This is a genomic window from Shimwellia pseudoproteus (assembly GCF_016415625.1).
Taxonomy (GTDB): domain Bacteria; phylum Pseudomonadota; class Gammaproteobacteria; order Enterobacterales; family Enterobacteriaceae; genus Shimwellia; species Shimwellia pseudoproteus.
Genome location: NZ_WBXP01000025.1, coordinates 26,406 through 45,093, shown reverse-complemented (window position 1 = coordinate 45,093; position 18,688 = coordinate 26,406). Strand labels below are relative to the sequence as shown.

Annotated in this window: 17 protein-coding genes and 1 pseudogene; 14 read left to right on the top strand and 4 right to left on the bottom strand. The window is 54.3% G+C overall.

The annotated features are described in order from the left end of the window. The first annotated feature begins 185 nt into the window (after window positions 1-185). From F9C28_RS12295 to glnB, 4 genes are all read left to right on the top strand, one after another. On the top strand, window positions 186-1,619 hold the full coding sequence (locus F9C28_RS12295; protein ID WP_199015659.1) for a sensor histidine kinase: 1,434 nt from the start codon (window positions 186-188) through the stop codon (window positions 1,617-1,619). Then, on the top strand, window positions 1,616-2,383 hold the full coding sequence (gene qseG, locus F9C28_RS12290) for a two-component system QseEF-associated lipoprotein QseG (RefSeq protein ID WP_199015658.1): 768 nt from the start codon (window positions 1,616-1,618) through the stop codon (window positions 2,381-2,383). The genes F9C28_RS12295 and qseG overlap by 4 nt, the downstream gene beginning before the upstream one ends. Continuing rightward, window positions 2,380-3,717: a two-component system response regulator GlrR gene (gene glrR / locus F9C28_RS12285; protein ID WP_199015657.1), complete on the top strand. Its 1,338-nt coding sequence runs from the start codon at window positions 2,380-2,382 to the stop codon at window positions 3,715-3,717. The genes qseG and glrR overlap by 4 nt, the downstream gene beginning before the upstream one ends. Window positions 3,718-3,816: 99 nt before the next feature. Next, the gene (glnB, locus tag F9C28_RS12280; protein WP_199015656.1) at window positions 3,817-4,155 is read left to right on the top strand and encodes a nitrogen regulatory protein P-II; all 339 of its coding nucleotides are present in this window, start codon (window positions 3,817-3,819) and stop codon (window positions 4,153-4,155) included. A gap of 61 nt (window positions 4,156-4,216) precedes the next feature. Here the strand turns inward: glnB and hmpA are convergent, their stop codons facing one another. Next, window positions 4,217-5,377, bottom strand: coding sequence for an NO-inducible flavohemoprotein (gene hmpA, locus F9C28_RS12275; protein WP_332909417.1), 1,161 nt, complete (start codon window positions 5,375-5,377; stop codon window positions 4,217-4,219). A gap of 440 nt (window positions 5,378-5,817) precedes the next feature. Between hmpA and glyA the strand changes: the two genes are divergently transcribed. Next, entirely contained in the window at window positions 5,818-7,071 is a 1,254-nt protein-coding gene (gene glyA / locus F9C28_RS12270) for a serine hydroxymethyltransferase (protein ID WP_199015655.1), read from the top strand. Window positions 7,072-7,427: 356 nt separating this feature from the next. Further along, entirely contained in the window at window positions 7,428-8,072 is a 645-nt protein-coding gene (locus F9C28_RS12265; RefSeq protein WP_199015654.1) for a response regulator, read from the top strand. A 67-nt stretch (window positions 8,073-8,139) separates the two neighbouring features. On the opposite strand, the gene F9C28_RS12260 is transcribed toward F9C28_RS12265, so the two are convergent. Beyond that, a complete protein-coding gene (locus F9C28_RS12260) occupies window positions 8,140-8,751 on the bottom strand; it encodes a response regulator (protein ID WP_199015653.1) in 612 nt (203 codons plus the stop codon). A gap of 508 nt (window positions 8,752-9,259) precedes the next feature. Here F9C28_RS12260 and F9C28_RS12255 point away from each other — a divergent pair. Both F9C28_RS12255 and F9C28_RS12250 read left to right on the top strand, forming a co-directional pair. Further along, the gene (locus F9C28_RS12255; protein ID WP_199015652.1) at window positions 9,260-10,015 is read left to right on the top strand and encodes a YnfC family lipoprotein; all 756 of its coding nucleotides are present in this window, start codon (window positions 9,260-9,262) and stop codon (window positions 10,013-10,015) included. A 202-nt stretch (window positions 10,016-10,217) separates the two neighbouring features. After that, window positions 10,218-11,357: a 3-phenylpropionate MFS transporter gene (locus F9C28_RS12250; RefSeq protein ID WP_199015651.1), complete on the top strand. Its 1,140-nt coding sequence runs from the start codon at window positions 10,218-10,220 to the stop codon at window positions 11,355-11,357. Here F9C28_RS12250 and csiE read toward each other — a convergent pair. Next, entirely contained in the window at window positions 11,354-12,640 is a 1,287-nt protein-coding gene (gene csiE, locus F9C28_RS12245; protein ID WP_199015650.1) for a stationary phase inducible protein CsiE, read from the bottom strand. The two genes, F9C28_RS12250 and csiE, sit on opposite strands and share 4 nt — an antisense overlap. A 129-nt stretch (window positions 12,641-12,769) precedes the next feature. Between csiE and F9C28_RS12240 the strand changes: the two are divergent. Then, window positions 12,770-13,407: pseudogene (locus tag F9C28_RS12240) on the top strand (DUF1007 family protein). Further along, on the top strand, window positions 13,398-14,393 hold the full coding sequence (locus tag F9C28_RS12235) for a nickel/cobalt transporter (protein ID WP_199015649.1): 996 nt from the start codon (window positions 13,398-13,400) through the stop codon (window positions 14,391-14,393). The pseudogene F9C28_RS12240 and the gene F9C28_RS12235 overlap by 10 nt, the downstream one beginning before the upstream one ends. Window positions 14,394-14,449: 56 nt before the next feature. On the opposite strand, the gene suhB is transcribed toward F9C28_RS12235, so the two are convergent. Then, entirely contained in the window at window positions 14,450-15,253 is an 804-nt protein-coding gene (gene suhB, locus F9C28_RS12230) for an inositol-1-monophosphatase (protein ID WP_199015648.1), read from the bottom strand. Between the two features lie 123 nt (window positions 15,254-15,376). Here suhB and trmJ point away from each other — a divergent pair, with 123 nt between their 5' ends. The 4 genes from trmJ (at window position 15,377) to iscU (ending at window position 18,672) form a co-directional block, all read left to right on the top strand. Beyond that, complete coding sequence (gene trmJ / locus F9C28_RS12225; protein ID WP_199015647.1) at window positions 15,377-16,132, top strand: tRNA (cytosine(32)/uridine(32)-2'-O)-methyltransferase TrmJ; 756 nt, start codon at window positions 15,377-15,379, stop codon at window positions 16,130-16,132. A gap of 236 nt (window positions 16,133-16,368) precedes the next feature. Next, window positions 16,369-16,857 (top strand): Fe-S cluster assembly transcriptional regulator IscR, encoded by a 489-nt coding sequence (gene iscR, locus F9C28_RS12220; RefSeq protein WP_199015646.1) that lies wholly within the window; start codon window positions 16,369-16,371, stop codon window positions 16,855-16,857. A gap of 186 nt (window positions 16,858-17,043) precedes the next feature. Beyond that, window positions 17,044-18,258 carry a cysteine desulfurase gene (iscS, locus tag F9C28_RS12215; protein WP_199015645.1) on the top strand — a complete coding sequence of 405 codons (1,215 nt, stop codon included), beginning with the start codon at window positions 17,044-17,046 and terminating at the stop codon, window positions 18,256-18,258. Window positions 18,259-18,285: 27 nt separating this feature from the next. Next, window positions 18,286-18,672: a Fe-S cluster assembly scaffold IscU gene (gene iscU, locus F9C28_RS12210; protein WP_199015644.1), complete on the top strand. Its 387-nt coding sequence runs from the start codon at window positions 18,286-18,288 to the stop codon at window positions 18,670-18,672. Window positions 18,673-18,688: the final 16 nt, after the last annotated feature.

Below are 18,688 nucleotides of genomic sequence, written 5' to 3'. Positions count from 1 at the left end.
TGCCGTCCAGCTTCTGATAACCGGTTTATCAGCCATCGGGCGAAACGTTGAGTAAGGCACCGCCTGATTCCATAATAAAGGCAGCGCAGAGGCGCTGCCTTTATTATTTCTGCTATTATTCCTGCGTTTTCTCTTTCCGGTCACCCGGTTAGCATCATTCTGTCCTACTCACAGAGGCTGTGGTCTTGAAACGCTGGTCGTTATTCCCCCGATCGCTGCGCCAGGTCGTCATGATGGCGTTTATTCTGGTGCTGGCACCGTTACTGGTGCTGGCATGGCAGGCATGGCAAAGCCTTAACTCCCTGAGCGATCAGGCCGCACAGACCAACCGGATGACCCTGGTAGAAGCCCGGCGCAGTGAGGCGATGACCAATGCCGCGCTGGAGATGGAGCGCAGCTATCGGCAGTATTGTGTGCTGGATGATGCTACCCTGGCCAGGGTTTATCAGGATCAGCGCCGCCACTACGCTCAGATGCTGGATGCCCAGGCCGGCGTGCTACCGGATAACCACATCTGGCAGACCCTGCGTGACAACCTGGATAGCCTGGCCGAGGTTAAGTGCGTTAACAGTATCCCGACACCCGCAGCAGCGGCCCAACTGGAGCATTTTGCCGACACCAACGCCCAGATGGTGCAGGCGATGCGGGCAGTGGTTTACTCCCACGGCCAGCAGCTACAGCAGGCCATTGCGGAGCGCGGTCAGTTTTTTGGCTGGCAGGCGCTGGTGTTGTTTCTGATAACCCTTGGGCTGGTGATGCTGTTCACCCGGATGATTATCGGCCCGGTTAAAGCCATTGAGTCCATGATCAACCGGCTGGGGGAAGGGGAGTCCCTTGGCCTGGATATGCATTTTAAAGGCCCCCGTGAGTTGCGCTCCGTGGGCAAGCGTATCATCTGGCTGGGGGAGCGCCTGGCCTGGCTGGAGGCCCAGCGCCACCAGTTTTTGCGCCATATCTCCCATGAGCTGAAAACCCCGCTTGCCAGTATGCGGGAAGGAACAGAACTGCTGGTTGATCAAGTGGTTGGCCCATTAACCCCCGAACAAAAAGAAGTGGTCGATATCCTGGATGAGAGCAGCCGCAACCTGCAAAAGTTGATTGAGCAATTGCTGGACTACAACCGTAAATTAGCCAATGGCGCGGTACAACTGGAGCCGGTAGTATTAGCGCCGCTTACCGACCAGGTTATTGCCGCTCACAGTTTGCCCGCCCGGGCAAAAATGATGCACACCCAGTGTGAACTGGCGCCAGAGCCGTGCCTGGCGGAACCACAATTATTACTTAGCGTGCTGGATAATCTCTATTCCAATGCGGTGCACTATGGCCGTGAATCCGGTACCATCGGCATCCGCAGTCGGGTGACGGGTAATCTGTTACAGATTGAGATTACCAATACGGGAAATCCGATCCCTGATGCTGAAAAAGAGATGATTTTTGAGCCTTTTTTCCAGGGAAGCCAACAACGTAAAGGGGCGGTCAAGGGGAGTGGCTTAGGGCTGAGTATTGCCAGAGACTGTGTGCGCCGCATGCACGGCGAGCTCGCGCTGGTTGATGTCGATGATGCTGATGTCTGCTTCCGGATCCTGCTGCCTGTTTACCTCGGGAATGAAAAAAAATGACACCCATATTTTCTGTTTTGTCGCGCCTGCAACTGGCGTGGCAACGGGTTATCACGGTCGGGGCCACGGTTGCGGTCTCGCTGCTGGTAACCGGCTGTACCTCCGGTGGTGTTCACAGCCTTGTTAATGTGAAAAACGAGACGCCCCAGCCGGAGCGCCAGCTTGATGACTATTTTACCATTGGCTGTACCAATATCTGGCAGCTTGAAGGCCCCGGCGCAGAGGCGAACCCGCTCTATTGGCTACGGGCCATGGACTGCGCACGGGGGCTGTCCCCGGCAGAGGCCCGGGTGATTGCCCATCGTCATGAGAATGACACCTGGCAGGAGGCGTTTCGCCGCGGAATACTGCTGGCGGATGCGCGTATTACGCCCCAGGAGCGTCAGCGCTATATGACAGTGCTGGATGCAACCTCTGCCAGTATCCCTCCCCCTGTGCAATCCCTGTACCGGGTTTGGCTGTCCAGCCAGCAACTGCAAATGAAGCTGGTGGCTGAGCGCGGGCGTTATAATAAGCTGCGCCAGACCACAGATACCGAACTGGAAGGGTTGCACCAGCAACAAACCCATTTACAGGCCCAGCTGGAAACCACCACCCGCAAGCTGCAAAATCTGACCGATGTCGAGCGGCAATTGTCCACCCGTAAGCCTGCGACGAGTTACCCGCCAGACAGCGGCCACAGTGGAAAAGTGTCGGATGCTGACAGCGCTGCCGATAGCATAGCGCCCACTGGCGATAGCCATTCCGTGAAGGAGAAACCATGACCCCTGCAAAATCAGCCCGCCTGTTACTGGTGGACGATGATCCTGGCCTGCTGAAGCTGTTGGGCTTGCGCCTGACGAGCGAAGGCTACCTGGTCACCACGGCCCCCAGCGGCATGGATGCCCTGCGGGTGCTGGGCCGTGAGCAAATTGATCTGGTGATCAGTGATTTGCGGATGGATGAAATGGACGGCATGCAGCTGTTCAGTGAGATCCAGAAACTGCAGCCCGGCCTGCCGGTGATTATTCTCACGGCGCATGGGTCGATTCCTGATGCAGTGGCCGCCACCCAGCAGGGGGTATTTGGCTTCCTGACCAAGCCAGTGGATAAAGACGCGCTGTACAGTGCAATCAATGATGCGCTGGCCCATACGGCAACCGGCGGAGATGAGCAGTGGCACGGCAGTATCGTGACCCGCAGCCCGGTAATGCTGCGCCTGCTGGAACAGGCCCGGCTGGTGGCCCAGTCCGATGTCAGCGTGCTGATCACTGGTGCCAGTGGCTCGGGTAAAGAAGTGCTGGCCCGGGCAATCCACCACGCCAGCCCACGTAACAAAAAACCGTTTGTCGCCATTAACTGCGGCGCACTCCCGGAGCAATTGCTGGAGTCCGAACTGTTTGGCCACGCCCGGGGCGCGTTTACCGGTGCGGTAAGCAGCCGTGAAGGGCTTTTCCAGACCGCCCAGGGGGGGACGCTGTTCCTCGATGAGATAGGCGATATGCCCGCCGCGCTGCAGGTGAAGCTGCTGCGGGTCCTCCAGGAGCGTAAGGTCCGTCCGCTGGGGAGCAATCACGATATTGATATTGATGTGCGGATTATCTCTGCCACCCACCGGGATCTCCCCAAAGCGATGGCGCGTAATGAATTTCGTGAAGATCTTTACTACCGGTTAAACGTTGTCAGCCTGAAACTGCCTGCATTGCAGGAGCGCGCGGAGGATATTCCCCTGCTGGCTAACCATTTACTGCGCCAGACTGCCGACCGCAGTAAGCCATTTGTGCGCAGTTTTTCCACCGACGCGATGAAGCGTCTGATGGCCGCCTCCTGGCCGGGCAATGTGCGCCAACTGGTGAACGTGATTGAGCAGTGCGTGGCGCTGACCTCGGCACCGGTGATTAATGACGCTCTGGTAGAGCAGGCGCTGGAAGGGGAAAACACTGTGTTGCCCACCTTCGCCGAGGCGCGTAACCAGTTTGAGCTTAACTACCTGCGTAAGATCTTACAGATAACCAAAGGTAATGTGACCCAGGCCGCCAGAATGGCGGGGCGAAACCGCACCGAGTTTTACAAGCTGCTGTCGCGCCATGAACTGGATGCCAACGATTTTAAAGAGTAGTTTGTTGCCGCAAAGTTGATCAGAATATGATAATTTGTGCGCCCATAGCTGCGTTCTTCTGCCCGCTGTCAGCCTGAGGGCAGTTTTTAAGGATCCACCATGAAAAAAATTGATGCGATAATTAAGCCCTTCAAATTGGATGATGTGCGTGAGTCGCTGGCGGAAGTCGGCATTACGGGGATGACCGTCACTGAAGTGAAAGGTTTTGGCCGTCAGAAGGGCCACACCGAACTGTACCGCGGTGCGGAGTATATGGTGGATTTTCTGCCGAAAGTGAAAATTGAAATTGTGGTGCCGGATGATATCGTTGACACCTGCGTCGATACTATTATTCGTACAGCCCAGACCGGCAAGATTGGCGACGGTAAAATTTTCGTCTTTGACGTTGCCCGGGTTGTCCGTATACGTACTGGCGAAGAGGACGACGCGGCTATCTAATTCCACCGCGTCGCGCAGTCAGTAATACAGGCGGGAGCACCCCGCCTGTCCGATCATACTATCACATCACTTTATGGGGGCCGAAGCACTCATAATGAACCCGTGCGGCATCGACCCCTGCCGCGGTAAGCTGCCCGGCGACCATCTGCATAAAGGCCATGGGCCCGCACATCCAGAACTGCACCTCCGGGTTGTGTAATTGCTCGCCAAGTACCGCGATATCCATCAATCCCCGGTGGGTAGCGTTAGCCTGTTCATCCGGCTGGCGGTACCAGAGGTGGCTGGTGAAATGCGCCAGGGTTGCTCCCTGAGCGGCGACCTCATCGGCAAAAGCATGGCTGGCTGAATCTTCCGCTGCGTGCAGCCAGTTGACCTGGCCCTGATGCCCACTACTGGCCAGGGTATCCAGCATCGCCAGCATTGGGGTTTGCCCAACCCCTGCTGAGATCAGCGTCACTGGGGTATCCGTGGCAACCTGCATAAAGAAATCCCCTGCCGGGGCCACCAGGTTGACCACATCGCCGGGGTTGGCGTGGTCATGGAGCCAGCTAGAGACCAGGCCGCCATTTTCACGCTTCACGGCAATCCGGTAGCCTTTACCGTCTGGTTTACGGGTCAGGGAATACTGGCGGATTTCCTGCCAGGTAAAACCCGCGGGTTTTAACCAAATCCCGAGGAACTGGCCGGGCTGATAGTCTGCCACGCTGCCGCCATCAACCGGCTCGAACTCGAAGCTAGTAATAACGTTACTGCGCGGGGTTTTGTTCACCAGCCGGAAAGGGCGAGTACCGGTCCAGCCGCCGGTCTTTTCGGCCGTCTGCTGATAAATTTGCCCCTCGCGATTAATAAAAACGTCGGCCAGCACACCATAGGCTTTTCCCCAGGCATCCAGAACCTCCTGGCCCGGGCTGTACAGCTCGTCCAGGGTGGCCAGCAGATGTTTGCCCACAATCTGATACTGCTCTGGTTTGATCTGGAAGCTGGTGTGCTTCTGGGCGATTTTTTCCACCGCCGGCAGTAGCGCAGGCAGGTTATCAATGTTGCTGGCGTAGGCGGCGATGGCGTTGAATAACGCTTCCCGCTGTGCGCCATTACGCTGATTGCTCATATTGAAAATATCTTTCAGCTCAGGGTTATGACGGAACATCCGATCATAAAAATGCGCGGTCAGCTTCGGCCCGGTGGCGGCCAGTAAGGGGAGGGTGGATTTCACGGTTGCGATAGTCTAGGGATCTAACATAGCACTCACCTTTTATATTATCGTAATAATGCATTTAAAATACATCTTATTAATTTAACATTAACCTGTAAATGGTTTTTATTTTTAACATTTGTGGGTTTTACGAGCCCGTGAGGAAACTGCATGATAATCGTGAAAAAATATCGCTGCCTCTGATAGGCAATATGGCGTATAAATTCGCTAATAATAGATAGCCAAACGTTTGCGTAAAAACCTTTGGCAAGAACCTGCTTCCCGGTTTACACTGTGGCCCGCTGAATAATGTCATACTGTTATCCCGCAGGTAACTTACGAGTTGCCGCCACAAATTGATATAAAATCAATATGATGAGCAGTTGTTGTTTTGATTGAATGTCTGTACTGTGCGGGGAATCGGGTAAGACGTTGTACAAATTTACCGTTAGCTGAGTCAGGAGATGCGGATGTTAAAGCGAGAAATGAACATTGCCGATTATGATGCCGAACTGTGGCAGGCCATGGAGCAAGAAAAAGTACGTCAGGAAGAGCATATCGAACTGATCGCCTCCGAAAACTACACCAGCCCGCGCGTTATGCAGGCTCAGGGTTCTCAGCTGACAAACAAATATGCTGAAGGTTATCCGGGTAAGCGTTATTACGGCGGTTGCGAGTATGTGGATATCGTTGAGCAACTGGCTATCGACCGCGCGAAAGCACTGTTTGGTGCCGACTACGCTAACGTTCAGCCGCACTCAGGCTCCCAGGCTAACTTCGCGGTATACACCGCGCTGCTGGAGCCGGGCGACACGGTACTGGGGATGAACCTGGCCCACGGTGGCCACCTGACGCACGGTTCCCCGGTTAACTTCTCCGGTAAACTGTACAATATCGTTCCTTACGGCATTGATGCTTCTGGTCATATCGATTACGCCGACCTGGAAAAACAGGCGCAAACCCATAAACCTAAAATGATCATCGGCGGCTTCTCTGCTTATTCCGGTGTGGTTGACTGGGCAAAAATGCGTGAAATTGCCGACAGCATTGGCGCTTACCTGTTTGTCGATATGGCGCACGTGGCCGGCCTGGTTGCGGCAGGTGTGTACCCGAACCCGGTACCGCACGCACACGTCGTGACCACCACCACCCACAAAACGCTGGCGGGCCCGCGTGGCGGCCTGATCCTGGCCAAAGGTGGCAGCGAAGAGCTGTATAAAAAACTGAATTCTGCTGTGTTCCCGGGGGGCCAGGGTGGCCCGCTGATGCACGTAATTGCCGGTAAAGCGGTCGCGCTGAAAGAAGCAATGGAACCCGCGTTCACCGTCTATCAGCAGCAGGTTGCTAAGAATGCGAAAGCCATGGTTGAGGTGTTCCTGAGCCGCGGTTATAACGTGGTTTCTGGCGGTACTGATAACCATCTGTTCCTGCTGGATCTGGTGGATAAAAATCTGACCGGTAAAGAAGCCGATGCCGCTCTGGGCCGGGCTAACATCACGGTAAACAAAAACAGCGTACCGAATGATCCGAAGAGCCCGTTTGTGACCTCCGGTATCCGCGTGGGTACCCCGGCAGTGACCCGCCGCGGTTTCAAAGAAGCACAAGTGCAGCAGCTGGCTGGCTGGATGTGTGACGTGCTGGACAACATCAATGATGAAGCCACTATTGAACGCATTAAAGGCAACGTGCTGGATATCTGCGCCCGTTACCCGGTTTATGCATAAGCGCTAAGCCACATGGCGGCTGCGGCCGCATGATGTGACGCACCATACCTGAAACCGCCACGGCGTGCCGCGGCGGTTTTTTTATATCCCCGTTTTGGCCTGTACGACCCCCAAACTGCCGCGGGGGAGCCTTACAATTTAGCCATTTTGTCATCCTTATCTGTCACTGCAAAAAGGTGACTGACGGCCCGAAGGGCCACCATTCTGATAGGCATCCCTTAGCACTGATAATAATATGAGTCTCGTTAGATTTATTTCTAGTTTTAGATTTTATCTTGCTACTTTTTGCCTTGTGAGCTGGAAGCTATTTTATGGAGTAAAACCACCATAAATTATGTTTTATATAGGATAAGGTTATGAGAGAAAAATGGACGGTATCTATCTTATCAGAGAATTCATATATCCTCGATTCACTTGAGAATATATTCTCTGAGGCAGCTTCTTTTCAGGTTTTAAACATTACTAATTCTGGTGATGTGTTAATGAAGTGTCTTTTGTTACGCCAGCCAGATATTATTATTGCGGATTTTTCTGTTAATACGATTGATCGCAATCTGACCGGGTTTACTAACTTAACTATTTTGCGTAAAAAATACCCGGATGTGAAAGTTATTGTGCTCACATCTTTAAAAAATGCCGGTATTTTTAAAATGCTACTTGAGCATGGCGCAATGGCGGTAATCAGTAAAAACGATCCGGTAAAAGAGGCGGAGAAAGCCTGCTTTACGATAATGGAGCAAAAGCGCGTATATTTATCCCCGGGGATTCAGACCATCCTCGACAACAGCGATAACCATCCGAAGTCCAGTATGCTCACAGCCAAGGAGCTGGAAGTGGTACGGTTATTTGCGTCTGGCTACACCCTGTCGCAAATTGCCGATCGCCAGAACCGGACGATCAGTACCGTTTCAACACAAAAGTGGAGCGCTATGCGCCGGCTGGGGATCACAACTAATAGCGAGCTTATTCGCTATGCGTTCTCTCAGGGGATTATTGTTTAACTGCGGACCGTCGCCGGGGGAATGTCATTCCTGATGAGGTAATAGCATCTCCTGGCCCAGAGTCTGTTTAATTGATATTGTGCCGGTGGGCGAAGTTAATCAATTCGATGGTTTGATTCAGCGCCAGTTTCTGCAACAGGCGGCTTTTATAGGTGCTAACCGTTTTGGTGCTGACGTGCATATGGCCAGCGATATCAACCAGGCGCATTCCTCTGGCCAGATAGGTTAATACCTGGAACTCTCTGCCGGACAGCATGGCGATAAGGTGTTCTTCGGGGCTATCTTCGTGGCTGTCTGTGCTGAACGGGAAATAAGCATAATCCCGGAGCAGGGCTTTGACGGCATCAGTCAGTTGTTCCAGGTGATTACGCTTACTTAAGAAGCCATTGGCACCGGCCTGGCGGCAGCGGCTAATATAATGTCTGGCATCCCGGGAGCTGAACACCAGTACCCGTCCGGTATACCCCTGGTGGCGGAGTCGCTCAGTTAAATCAATCCCGTTAAGGGAATGAATATCGATATCGACGATCACGACATCGGGCTGTTGCTGACGAATCGCCAGCAGTCCCTGCATGCCATCATCGCCTTCGGCAATAATTTGGTGTCCTTCATCATCCAGCAGTTTTCTGATAGCAAACCGGGCGACAGGGTGGTCATCCAGTATCATAACAGTGGCCATAATTCTTTCACTCTACATAGTCTGGGACGCTTGTGTCGGGAATAATTTATTATTGTCTATTCCTGTTATCGTAAGTTGTATATCAAGACTGCGCGTTATCGCCGGGGATATACCCACCCGGGCGCTAGTGCATCCTCGCGTTTTCTGACGAATTATGACTACTGAAGTCTTATTTATTTTTATATTGTCTTCTCATCTCCTCTCATAGGCATTGATAAGCTAATGGCCTTAGCCATTTGCTCATGGCGGGTAGCGGCTATTGTTGAACCACTGCTGTCACAACATAGTGATCGGCCTGGCGCCACCGGGCCGGCATCGTGGGGGGGATTGTGTCAGATATGGCGAAATGTCGCGCCCTGATCCTTACTTAAGCAGGGAGCCGCCCTACGGAACCTGGAAAGCGATTATAATAACGCTATGCAATGCGGGTCTGCGCCACGCGGTTGTGGTATTGCAGCGCGGCACAATGCGGGAGCCATCGCCCGGCTGAAGAAAAAAGGAAGGGTAAATGAAAGTGAGTCTACGCATTGTGCAGGGGATGGTCGCCAGCCTTGTGATGCAGGCTATTGCGCTACCGGCCGGGGCGGTACTGAAGCCCGAGCCGTTTAACCCGATCATGGCCAGCTTCTCTAATGAGCTGGAGTTTGATGCATTGCGCGGGCGGGTCAAAAGTTTTGAGCAGGCGCTGTATGATAACAGCGACACGCCGGTGATGTACGCCAAAGGGGAGTTCGACCGCCAGGGCTGCCTGATGAGCTATGAAAAGATTGATGGGGTGAATAACGGGAAAATTAAGTTAACCCGTAATACGGCGGACAATACCCTGATCTCTGCTTATGATCCGCAGCGGGTTATTCACCTTAATGATCGCTGTGAGGTGACCAGCACCGATGATGATGCCGGAACGGTAAAAGATTATATTTATGATCAGCACGGTTTCCTGGTGAAGGTGAAAGGCCATAAAGATGCCTGGGTCTATAAAGAATATTTTTATACCCCGGAAGGTATGCCGAAGAGTGTTGTCTATTATGGTGATGAAAAAGATTTTTTGATTATTACCGAGCCGAAAAAAACGCTCAATGAACGATGGGATTTTATTACTGAAGGGCTTAATGACGGCAAGCCCGTTTTTCAGTCGGTAAAAAAATGCGTTTATGATGAACGCTATAATCCTACTGTTTGCTACCTGATTACCGCTGAGCTGGATAATGGTATCCAGACAAAACGCGTGGAGCAAATCCACTATATAGTAAAATATTATTAAACAGTTATCGTGGGAAATATCCCGGCGGGTGGCTGTTTATTTCCCATAAACCGGGATAACCCCCGCGAGTTAAGGGATATCGGCGGCAAATTTAGCTAATACCGTGCAAGATGAAGTGATAATATCCAGGCCACCTGGCAAACGTTATCGTTATACCGCCAGCTTCCGGGGCAACTCGGTAGGGCTGGCTAATGAGGGAAGCATGGTATTGCAGTCTACGCGCTGGCTGGCGTTAAGTTATTTCACCTATTTTTTTAGTTACGGCATTTTCCTTCCTTTCTGGAGCGTTTGGCTGGCGGGTAATGGTCTACCGCCACAAACCATTGGCCTGCTATTAGGGGCCGGGCTGGTGGCTCGTTTCCTGGGCAGCCTATTACTGGCGCCACGCGTTACAGATCCCTCACGTCTTATCCTGGCCCTGCGTTTACTGGCGCTGCTGACCTTATTGTTTGCGGCGGCGTTCTGGGTTGGCCACTCGGCGGCATGGCTACTGGCGGCCATGGTGGGGTTCAACCTGTTTTTCTCCCCGCTGGTACCGTTAACCGATGCGCTGGCGGGAACATGGCAACGGCAAATCACCATGGACTACGGGCGTGTACGGCTGTGGGGCTCCCTGGCATTTGTTATCTCATCTGCGCTGACCGGGAAACTGGTGACCCTGTTCGGTTATCAGTCGGTGCTGATTATCCTTACCCTTGGGGTTGCCTCTATGTTGCTGGGTATGCTGCTACGCCCGTCGGTCATGCCTGCCGGGGATATTCATCACCGGGAAGGGGCCGGATGGCCCGCGTGGCGTAAGCTACTGGTGACCCACTGGCGCTTTCTGGGCTGTGTGTCGCTGCTACAGGGCGCCCACGCGGCGTATTATGGCTTCAGCGCTATTTACTGGCAGGGGGCCGGTTATCCGGCATCGACCGTCGGGTATTTATGGTCCCTCGGGGTGGTGGCGGAGATTGTGATTTTTGCCCTGAGCAATAAAATTTTTCGCCGCTGGTCCGCCCGTGATCTGCTGCTGCTATCCGCAATCTGTGGTGTGGTGCGCTGGGGGTTAATGGGCTGGACCACGGCGCTCCCCTGGTTGATTGTTATTCAGATCCTGCACTGTGGCACCTTTACCGTCTGCCATCTGGCGGCGATGCGTTATATCTCGGCCCGCCACGGCAGTGAAATTATCCGTTTGCAATCGGTCTATTCGGCGGTGGCCATGGGGGGCAGTATTGCATTAATGACCATGGTATGCGGCTATTTGTATCAGCACCTTGGCCACGGCTTGTTTACGGTCATGGCGCTGGTAGCGCTGCCCGCCCTGTTGCTGCGCCCGGCAGCCCGGGCGGCACATTAGCTTTCCAGAATGGTGCGGATACAGCGCTGCTGATGCTCTGCCAGCGGCAGGGTGGCGTGAATCAATGGCGGGGCGAACAGCAGAGGGAGGCTGGTGGGGTAAGGAGTGACAATCAGTGCCGCCTCCCTGGGGGCGCCTTCATGCTGAAAGGTGTGCAGGGTCAGGTATTTGATATTGAGCGGCAGCAGGGTCAGCTCGCGGATCTGCTGCTCCAGCGCCTGCTCCAGCTGAGTATTGTTGCCGGTTAACATCACAACCTGTTTTTCATGAAGGTCTTTTTCATGCATCAGCCAGGCGCCAAAAATAACCGCGATAAGCCCCAGTTCGCTGTCGGGAAAGGTCACCCCATAGCATTGCTCAAAGGGCTGTATCGCCTCACGGGTGGTGCGTATCAGGCGCGGGTAGAGCCGCTGGATATCGTCCAGTAATGGATTATCGATACCAATATCAAATTGCCGGCGGTGCAGGGCCTGGCTAAGGTGAATATATAATTGCCATTCCAGGCCCTGCTCATTGCTGAATGCCATGGCCGAAAGCTGGCGGAAATGGGCGATCAGCTGTTGTACTGACTGGCTAAGGCGCCGGGACTGCGGTTGCGGATCTCGCTGGGGGTCCGGCGTGTGCAGCAGCATTAACAGCACAGTTAAGAACAGATGCTCTTCGTTTTCATATTGGGGCGCCAGAGCGCGACGCCGCCAGTGGCGCACAATCTCTGCCGCCGCGCTAAACTCCTCGTGTGACTGGGCCCAGGCTTGCTGGCTGTGGGTGAACGCGGGCACCAGGCCAGATTGATGTTGCAGCAGGCAATATTGCAAATAGAGGGCCAGAAACTGGCTGTCCCGCTGGTCGAACTGGCGCACCAGACGCCGTGAACAGAGGTTGATCAGGGCGCGTAAATTGGTATCGTCATAGAGTACTTTGGCCACCCGCTGGCGTTTCAGCGCGCTTTTAAGCGCCGGGATAAACTGCTGGCTGACAAAGTGCGGGCACAGGCGAATAGCCCGGCGCAGCCAGTGAAACAGGCATAAGCGGTTATCCAGTGGGCACCCTTCAAGCCGATAACTGCCATCCTGTTGGGTGATGAGGTTGAGCCGGTGAACACGCTGGACTTCTTGCGCGGTTTGCGCAATATCTTGTCTGGCAATATCGTCGTCAACGCCGTTTACCCGCCCGATGACTTCTGGTGTTACTGTTTGCCCCGGCAGATAGAGCAGTAATAACAGGTGGCAGCGTCGTTGCGGGCTGGAAAGCGCAGATGGTGGAGGGCAGAGTAAAGTCATCATCTGGTATCCCGTTAAGGTTTTAGCTAAAGAATAGCCAATACATTCTGCTGTGTTTGTTGCGTTGGCCGCTTTAATTACGTAATTTCGGCTGGCTCACACAATTATCATCATGAGGAAAGGATGCTGAAAATGGTGCCCAGAGGCTGGTTGTGGATAGCGGGAATGACGGCGCTGGGCAGTGCTGCGGCCAGCGCCCATCCCCACAGTTTTATTGATATCAAAGCCCAGCCGGTAGTGGAAAATGACCAACTCACCGGGCTGTCAATGGACTGGACGATGGATGAAATGACCTCGGCAGATCTTTTGTATGATGCCGGGGATGCCCCCCGGGGGCGGAAGTCTGGAAAAAGCTGGCCGCCGAGGTGATGGCTAATGTTATTGTCCAGCACTACTTTACCGAGTTCTGGCACGGGAAGGATAAAGTGAAGTTTAGCACCGTGCCGCCGCGTTATAGCCTGACGCGCAACGGCCATCAGGCGGTGCTCAGTTTTGTTTTGCCGCTGGCTCATCCCCAGCCCCTGGCGGGGCAGCGCTACCGGTTTTCGACTTTTGATCCCACCTATTTTGTGGATATGCGCTATCAACACGACAGCGATCTCCAGTTACCCCCGGTGCTACAGTCGCGTTGTAAAGTGACGCTGGTTACGCCGGAGCCCTCAGAAGCAACCCAGGCTTTTGCGCTGGCGCTGGATAAAGCCGATGCGCCGCCAGAGGATATGGAGCTTGGTAAACAGTTTGCCCAGCAGGTGGCGCTACAATGTCAGTGATTATCCCTCCCGCCCGGCGTGGGCAACAGCGCCACTGGCTGGCATTCTGGCCCCTGGCCGGGGCCTTGGTTCTGATGGCGGGCGGTGGCCTGCTTCTGTGGTATTACTGGCCGGTGGTTCTGCTTGAGAGCGCGACATGGCAGCGTTCGATTAACCTTCAGCTCAGCCAGTTGCTGCGCGATGTAGCGGCGGAGCCGCTGGTGGCCGGTGGGCCATTGCTGCTGTTCAGTTTTGTGTATGGTGTCCTCCATGCGTTGGGGCCGGGCCATGGTAAAGTGGTTATCACCACCTGGCTGGCGACACATCCTGCGCGGCTGGGGGAGAGCCTGCGGCTGACGTTTGCGGCATCTCTGTTACAGGGGCTGGTGGCCATTGGCCTGGTGACCCTGGTGTTAACCTTATTACAGTTACCCGCCCGGCAGTTACACCTCAGCGGCTACTGGCTGGAGAAGGGCAGTTATCTGCTGGTTGGCGTGCTGGGTGCGATGCTGTGCTGGCGGGCGCTGCGGCGCTTACGTCTGTTGTTGCGCCGCTCGCCGCGTTTTCGACGTTTCACGCTCACCCAGCCCCATGTCCATAGCGCAACCTGTGGCTGCGGGCATCATCATGTGCCCGCGGCGGATGCCCTGGACAGCGCCACGGACTGGCGCAGCAAGGCGATGCTGGTGGCGGCAATGGGGATGCGGCCATGTTCTGGCGCGATCATGGTGCTGCTGTTCAGCAAAGTGATAGGGATTTTCAGTTGGGGAATGGCGGCCGCACTGGCAATGTCTGCCGGCACCTCGCTGACCATTTCAGGTTTTGCGGTGCTGGTACACAGTTTCCGCTGGGCGGCTCAGCGCCTGGCAAACCAGCATACGCCGCCGCTGTGGCGCCAGGTCATGTGGCCTGCACTGGCGATGGCCGGGGGAATGGTGCTGATGGTGGCGGCATTTATCATGTGGCAGGGGGCGATGATGCCGGCGCGCGGGTTGCGGCCTTTTTAAGCAAAAAAAAGTGGGGCATAGCAGCCCCACTTTCTGATAGCGATATCGCCAGGTAATTAGCGTTTTAACGCTTCGCTCAGCTCTTCGCGCATGCTGGAGAGCATGGCTTTAACAACGCGCGGGTTACCGGCAACGATATTGCCGTTCAGCATATGGCCGTGGCCACCGACGAAGTCACAGACCAGTGCCCCTGCTTCACGGGCAATCAGCTCGCCAGCCGCGAAGTCCCACGGACGCAGGCCGATTTCGAAGTAGCCGTCAACGCGGCCAGCGGCGACGTAGCACAGATCCAGAGCAGCAGAACCGGTGCGGCGGAAGTCCGCGCACTGGGTAAACAGTTTGCCGAGGATATTCATATAGGCGGTGGCGTGCTGTTTGGCTTTAAACGGGAAGCCGGTGGCCAGAATAGTGCCATCCAGATCGCGCGCATTGCTGCCGCGCAGGCGATAACCATTCAACTGAGCACCCTGGCCACGGGTTGCCGTGAACAGTTCGTTACGCATTGGATCATATACCACCGCAACTTCAGTACGGCCTTTGATGCGTACGGCGATAGAGACGCAGAAGTGAGGTAAACGTTTTACGAAGTTGGTGGTGCCATCCAGGGGATCGATAACCCATTGAACATCGCTGTCTTCACCGGGCAGTTCGCCGGCTTCTTCGCTGATGATGCTGTGCTGAGGATAAGATTTGCGGATCACATCAATAATGGCGCGTTCTGCTTCTTTATCGACGTTGGTAACGAAATCGTTGGTGCCTTTCTGGCTGGTTTCTACGGCGTCCGGCGTTTCGTAGTTTTTAGCAATAATATTACCGGCCTTGCGCGCAGCGCGCACTGCGATGTTCAGCATCGGATGCATGGGTTACTCTCACTGGATGTTAAAGAACGGGGGAAATCGGCGCGGAGTATATCAGAGCGTTCGGACTCTGTCTTGGGAATATGGTATCATCGGGCAATATTATTCCTGTCGTCGTAGTGAGCTATGCTAGAAAATATTCGCATTGTGCTGGTAGAAACCTCCCATACCGGCAATATGGGCTCTGTGGCCCGCGCCATGAAAACCATGGGGTTAACTAACCTGTGGCTGGTTAATCCGCTGGTGAAGCCAGACTCTCAGGCCATCGCCCTGGCCGCCGGTGCCAGTGACGTCATCGGTAACGCGCAGATTGTCGATACTCTTGATGAAGCGATTTCCGGATGCAGCCTGGTGGTGGGTACCAGCGCACGCTCCCGTACCTTGCCCTGGCCAATGCTTGATCCCCGTGAATGCGGGCTGAAAAGCGTTGCTGAAGGGGCTAATGCCCCGGTAGCGCTGGTCTTTGGCCGTGAGCGTGTCGGGCTGACCAACGACGAATTGCAAAAATGCCATTACCACGTGGCCATTGCCGCAAACCCGGAATACAGCTCCCTGAACCTGGCCATGGCGGTGCAGGTTATTACTTATGAAGTGCGCATGGCGTGGCTGGCGGCTCAAGAGCAGGGCAGTGCGGCGAACATCGCCGTACATAAAGAAGAAGGCCTGCATTATCCGCTGGTGGATGACCTTGAGCGTTTTTATGGTCACCTGGAGCAGGTATTGCTTGGCACCGGTTTTATGCGCCCGGGTAACCCAGGCCAGGTGATGAGTAAATTACGCCGCCTGTTTACCCGCGCCCGCCCGGAAAGCGCAGAGCTGAACATCCTGCGCGGCATCCTCGCTTCTATTGAAAATCGGGAACAGCACGATACGAAAAAATAGTTGAGTAAAATGCCGGGTTAAATAGTTGACCATTTTACTCAGGAATGTCAGACTTGCGGCTGCTATGTGAATGATATGCAATCCCGAGCACTCACGTGGCGGCCGTTGCCGCTATTGTCCGGAACCATGACAACAAGTTACCTGCACTTATTCTGGCGGCGCCAGGCGTTAGCCAGAGTCAACGGGACAACATAATAAACCCCCGGCACGAGGGGCTATTAGAGGTTAAGTAAGACATGAGACTGACATCAAAAGGGCGCTACGCCGTAACCGCAATGCTGGACGTTGCCCTGAACTCCGAAGCAGGTCCGGTACCGCTGGCGGATATTTCTGAACGCCAGGGGATTTCTCTTTCCTATCTCGAACAGCTGTTTTCTCGTCTGCGCAAAAATGGTCTGGTGGCCAGTGTGCGTGGTCCAGGCGGCGGGTATTTACTGGGCAAAGATGCCGGTGATATCGCCGTTGGGGAAGTTATCAGCGCTGTTGATGAATCTGTTGATGCAACCCGCTGTCAGGGTAAAGGCGGATGTCAGGGCGGCGACAAGTGCCTGACTCACGCCTTATGGCGTGATCTGAGCGATCGCCTGACCGGGTTCCTGAACAATATTACTCTGGGTGAACTGGTGAATAACCAGGAAGTGCTGGACGTTTCCGATCGTCAGCATGCGGATCCCCAGCGCACCCCGCGCGCACAGGACGCGATTAACGTTAAACTGCGCGCGTAAAATAACAATACCTCTTCACCCTTCGGCCGCAGGAGGCTGCGTTATGCCTCCTGCCGGACCCCATAACAGAAGAAGAGGATACATTTTCAGGATCAGGCGGGGAGATAACATCCCTGAACGCTTCGGCGTGTATTTGCCATCCGCCTGGTTCCGCAGCATTGAGTGATGTACGGAGCTTAAAGAGCAATGAAATTACCGATTTACTTAGATTACTCAGCAACGACCCCGGTCGATCCGCGCGTAGCTGAGAAAATGATGCAGTGCTTAACTATGGATGGGACATTCGGTAACCCCGCATCCCGTTCACACCGTTACGGCTGGCAGGCTGAAGAGGCGGTTGATATCGCCCGTAATCAGATTGCTGAGCTGGTTGGCGCCGATCCGCGTGAAATCGTGTTTACCTCCGGTGCTACGGAATCCGACAACCTGGCTATCAAAGGTGCGGCTAACTTCTACCAGAAGAAGGGCAAGCACATCATCACCAGCAAAACTGAACATAAAGCGGTACTGGATACTTGCCGTCAGCTGGAGCGCGAAGGCTTTGAGGTTACCTACCTGGCCCCGCAGCATAATGGCCTGATCGATCTGCAGGTGCTGGAAGCCGCCATGCGTGATGACACCATCCTAGTCTCTATCATGCACGTCAACAATGAAATCGGTATCGTGCAGGATATCGCCGCCATCGGTGAAATGTGCCGGGCGCGCGGGATTGTGTACCATGTCGATGCCACCCAGAGCGTGGGCAAACTGCCTATCGATCTGAGCACCCTGAAAGTGGATCTGATGTCTTTCTCTGGCCATAAAATTTATGGTCCGAAAGGGATCGGTGCCCTGTACGTGCGCCGCAAACCGCGTATCCGCATCGAAGCACAGATGCACGGCGGTGGTCATGAGCGCGGTATGCGTTCTGGTACCCTCCCGGTGCACCAGATTGTCGGCATGGGTGAAGCCTACCGCATTGCCAAAGAAGAAATGTCTACCGAGATGGCGCGCCTGGCTGCCCTGCGTGACCGTCTGTGGAACGGCGTGAAAGATATCGAAGAAGTGTATCTCAACGGTGATCTGGAACACGGCGCACCGAATATCCTCAACGTCAGCTTCAACTACGTTGAAGGTGAGTCCCTGATCATGGCACTGAAAGATCTGGCGGTGTCTTCCGGGTCTGCCTGTACTTCTGCCAGCCTTGAGCCGTCTTACGTGCTGCGCGCGCTGGGCCTGAATGACGAACTGGCTCACAGCTCTATCCGTTTCTCTTTAGGTCGTTTTACTACCGAAGCAGAAATTGACTATGCCATCGACCTGGTACGCAAATCCATTGGACGTCTGCGTGAGCTTTCTCCGCTGTGGGAAATGTTCAAACAGGGCGTGGATCTGAACTCCATCGAATGGGCACATCATTAATCGGTAAGGCAATAAGGAGAATTCACCATGGCATATAGCGAAAAAGTCATCGATCACTACGAGAACCCGCGTAACGTTGGTTCTTTCGACAACAGCGACCAGAACGTCGGTAGCGGCATGGTCGGTGCACCGGCCTGCGGCGACGTGATGAAGTTGCAGATTAAAGTCAACAATGAAGGTATCATTGAAGACGCCCGCTTCAAAACCTATGGCTGTGGCTCTGCCATTGCCTCCAGCTCCCTGGTGACCGAATGGGTTAAAGGGAAGTCGCTGGACGAAGCGCAAGCGATTAAAAATACCGATATCGCGGAAGAGCTGGAATTACCACCGGTAAAAATCCACTGCTCAATTCTGGCAGAAGATGCCATTAAAGCCGCCATTGCGGACTATAAAAGCAAACGTGAAGCGAAATAATTATTGAGGTTGTTGT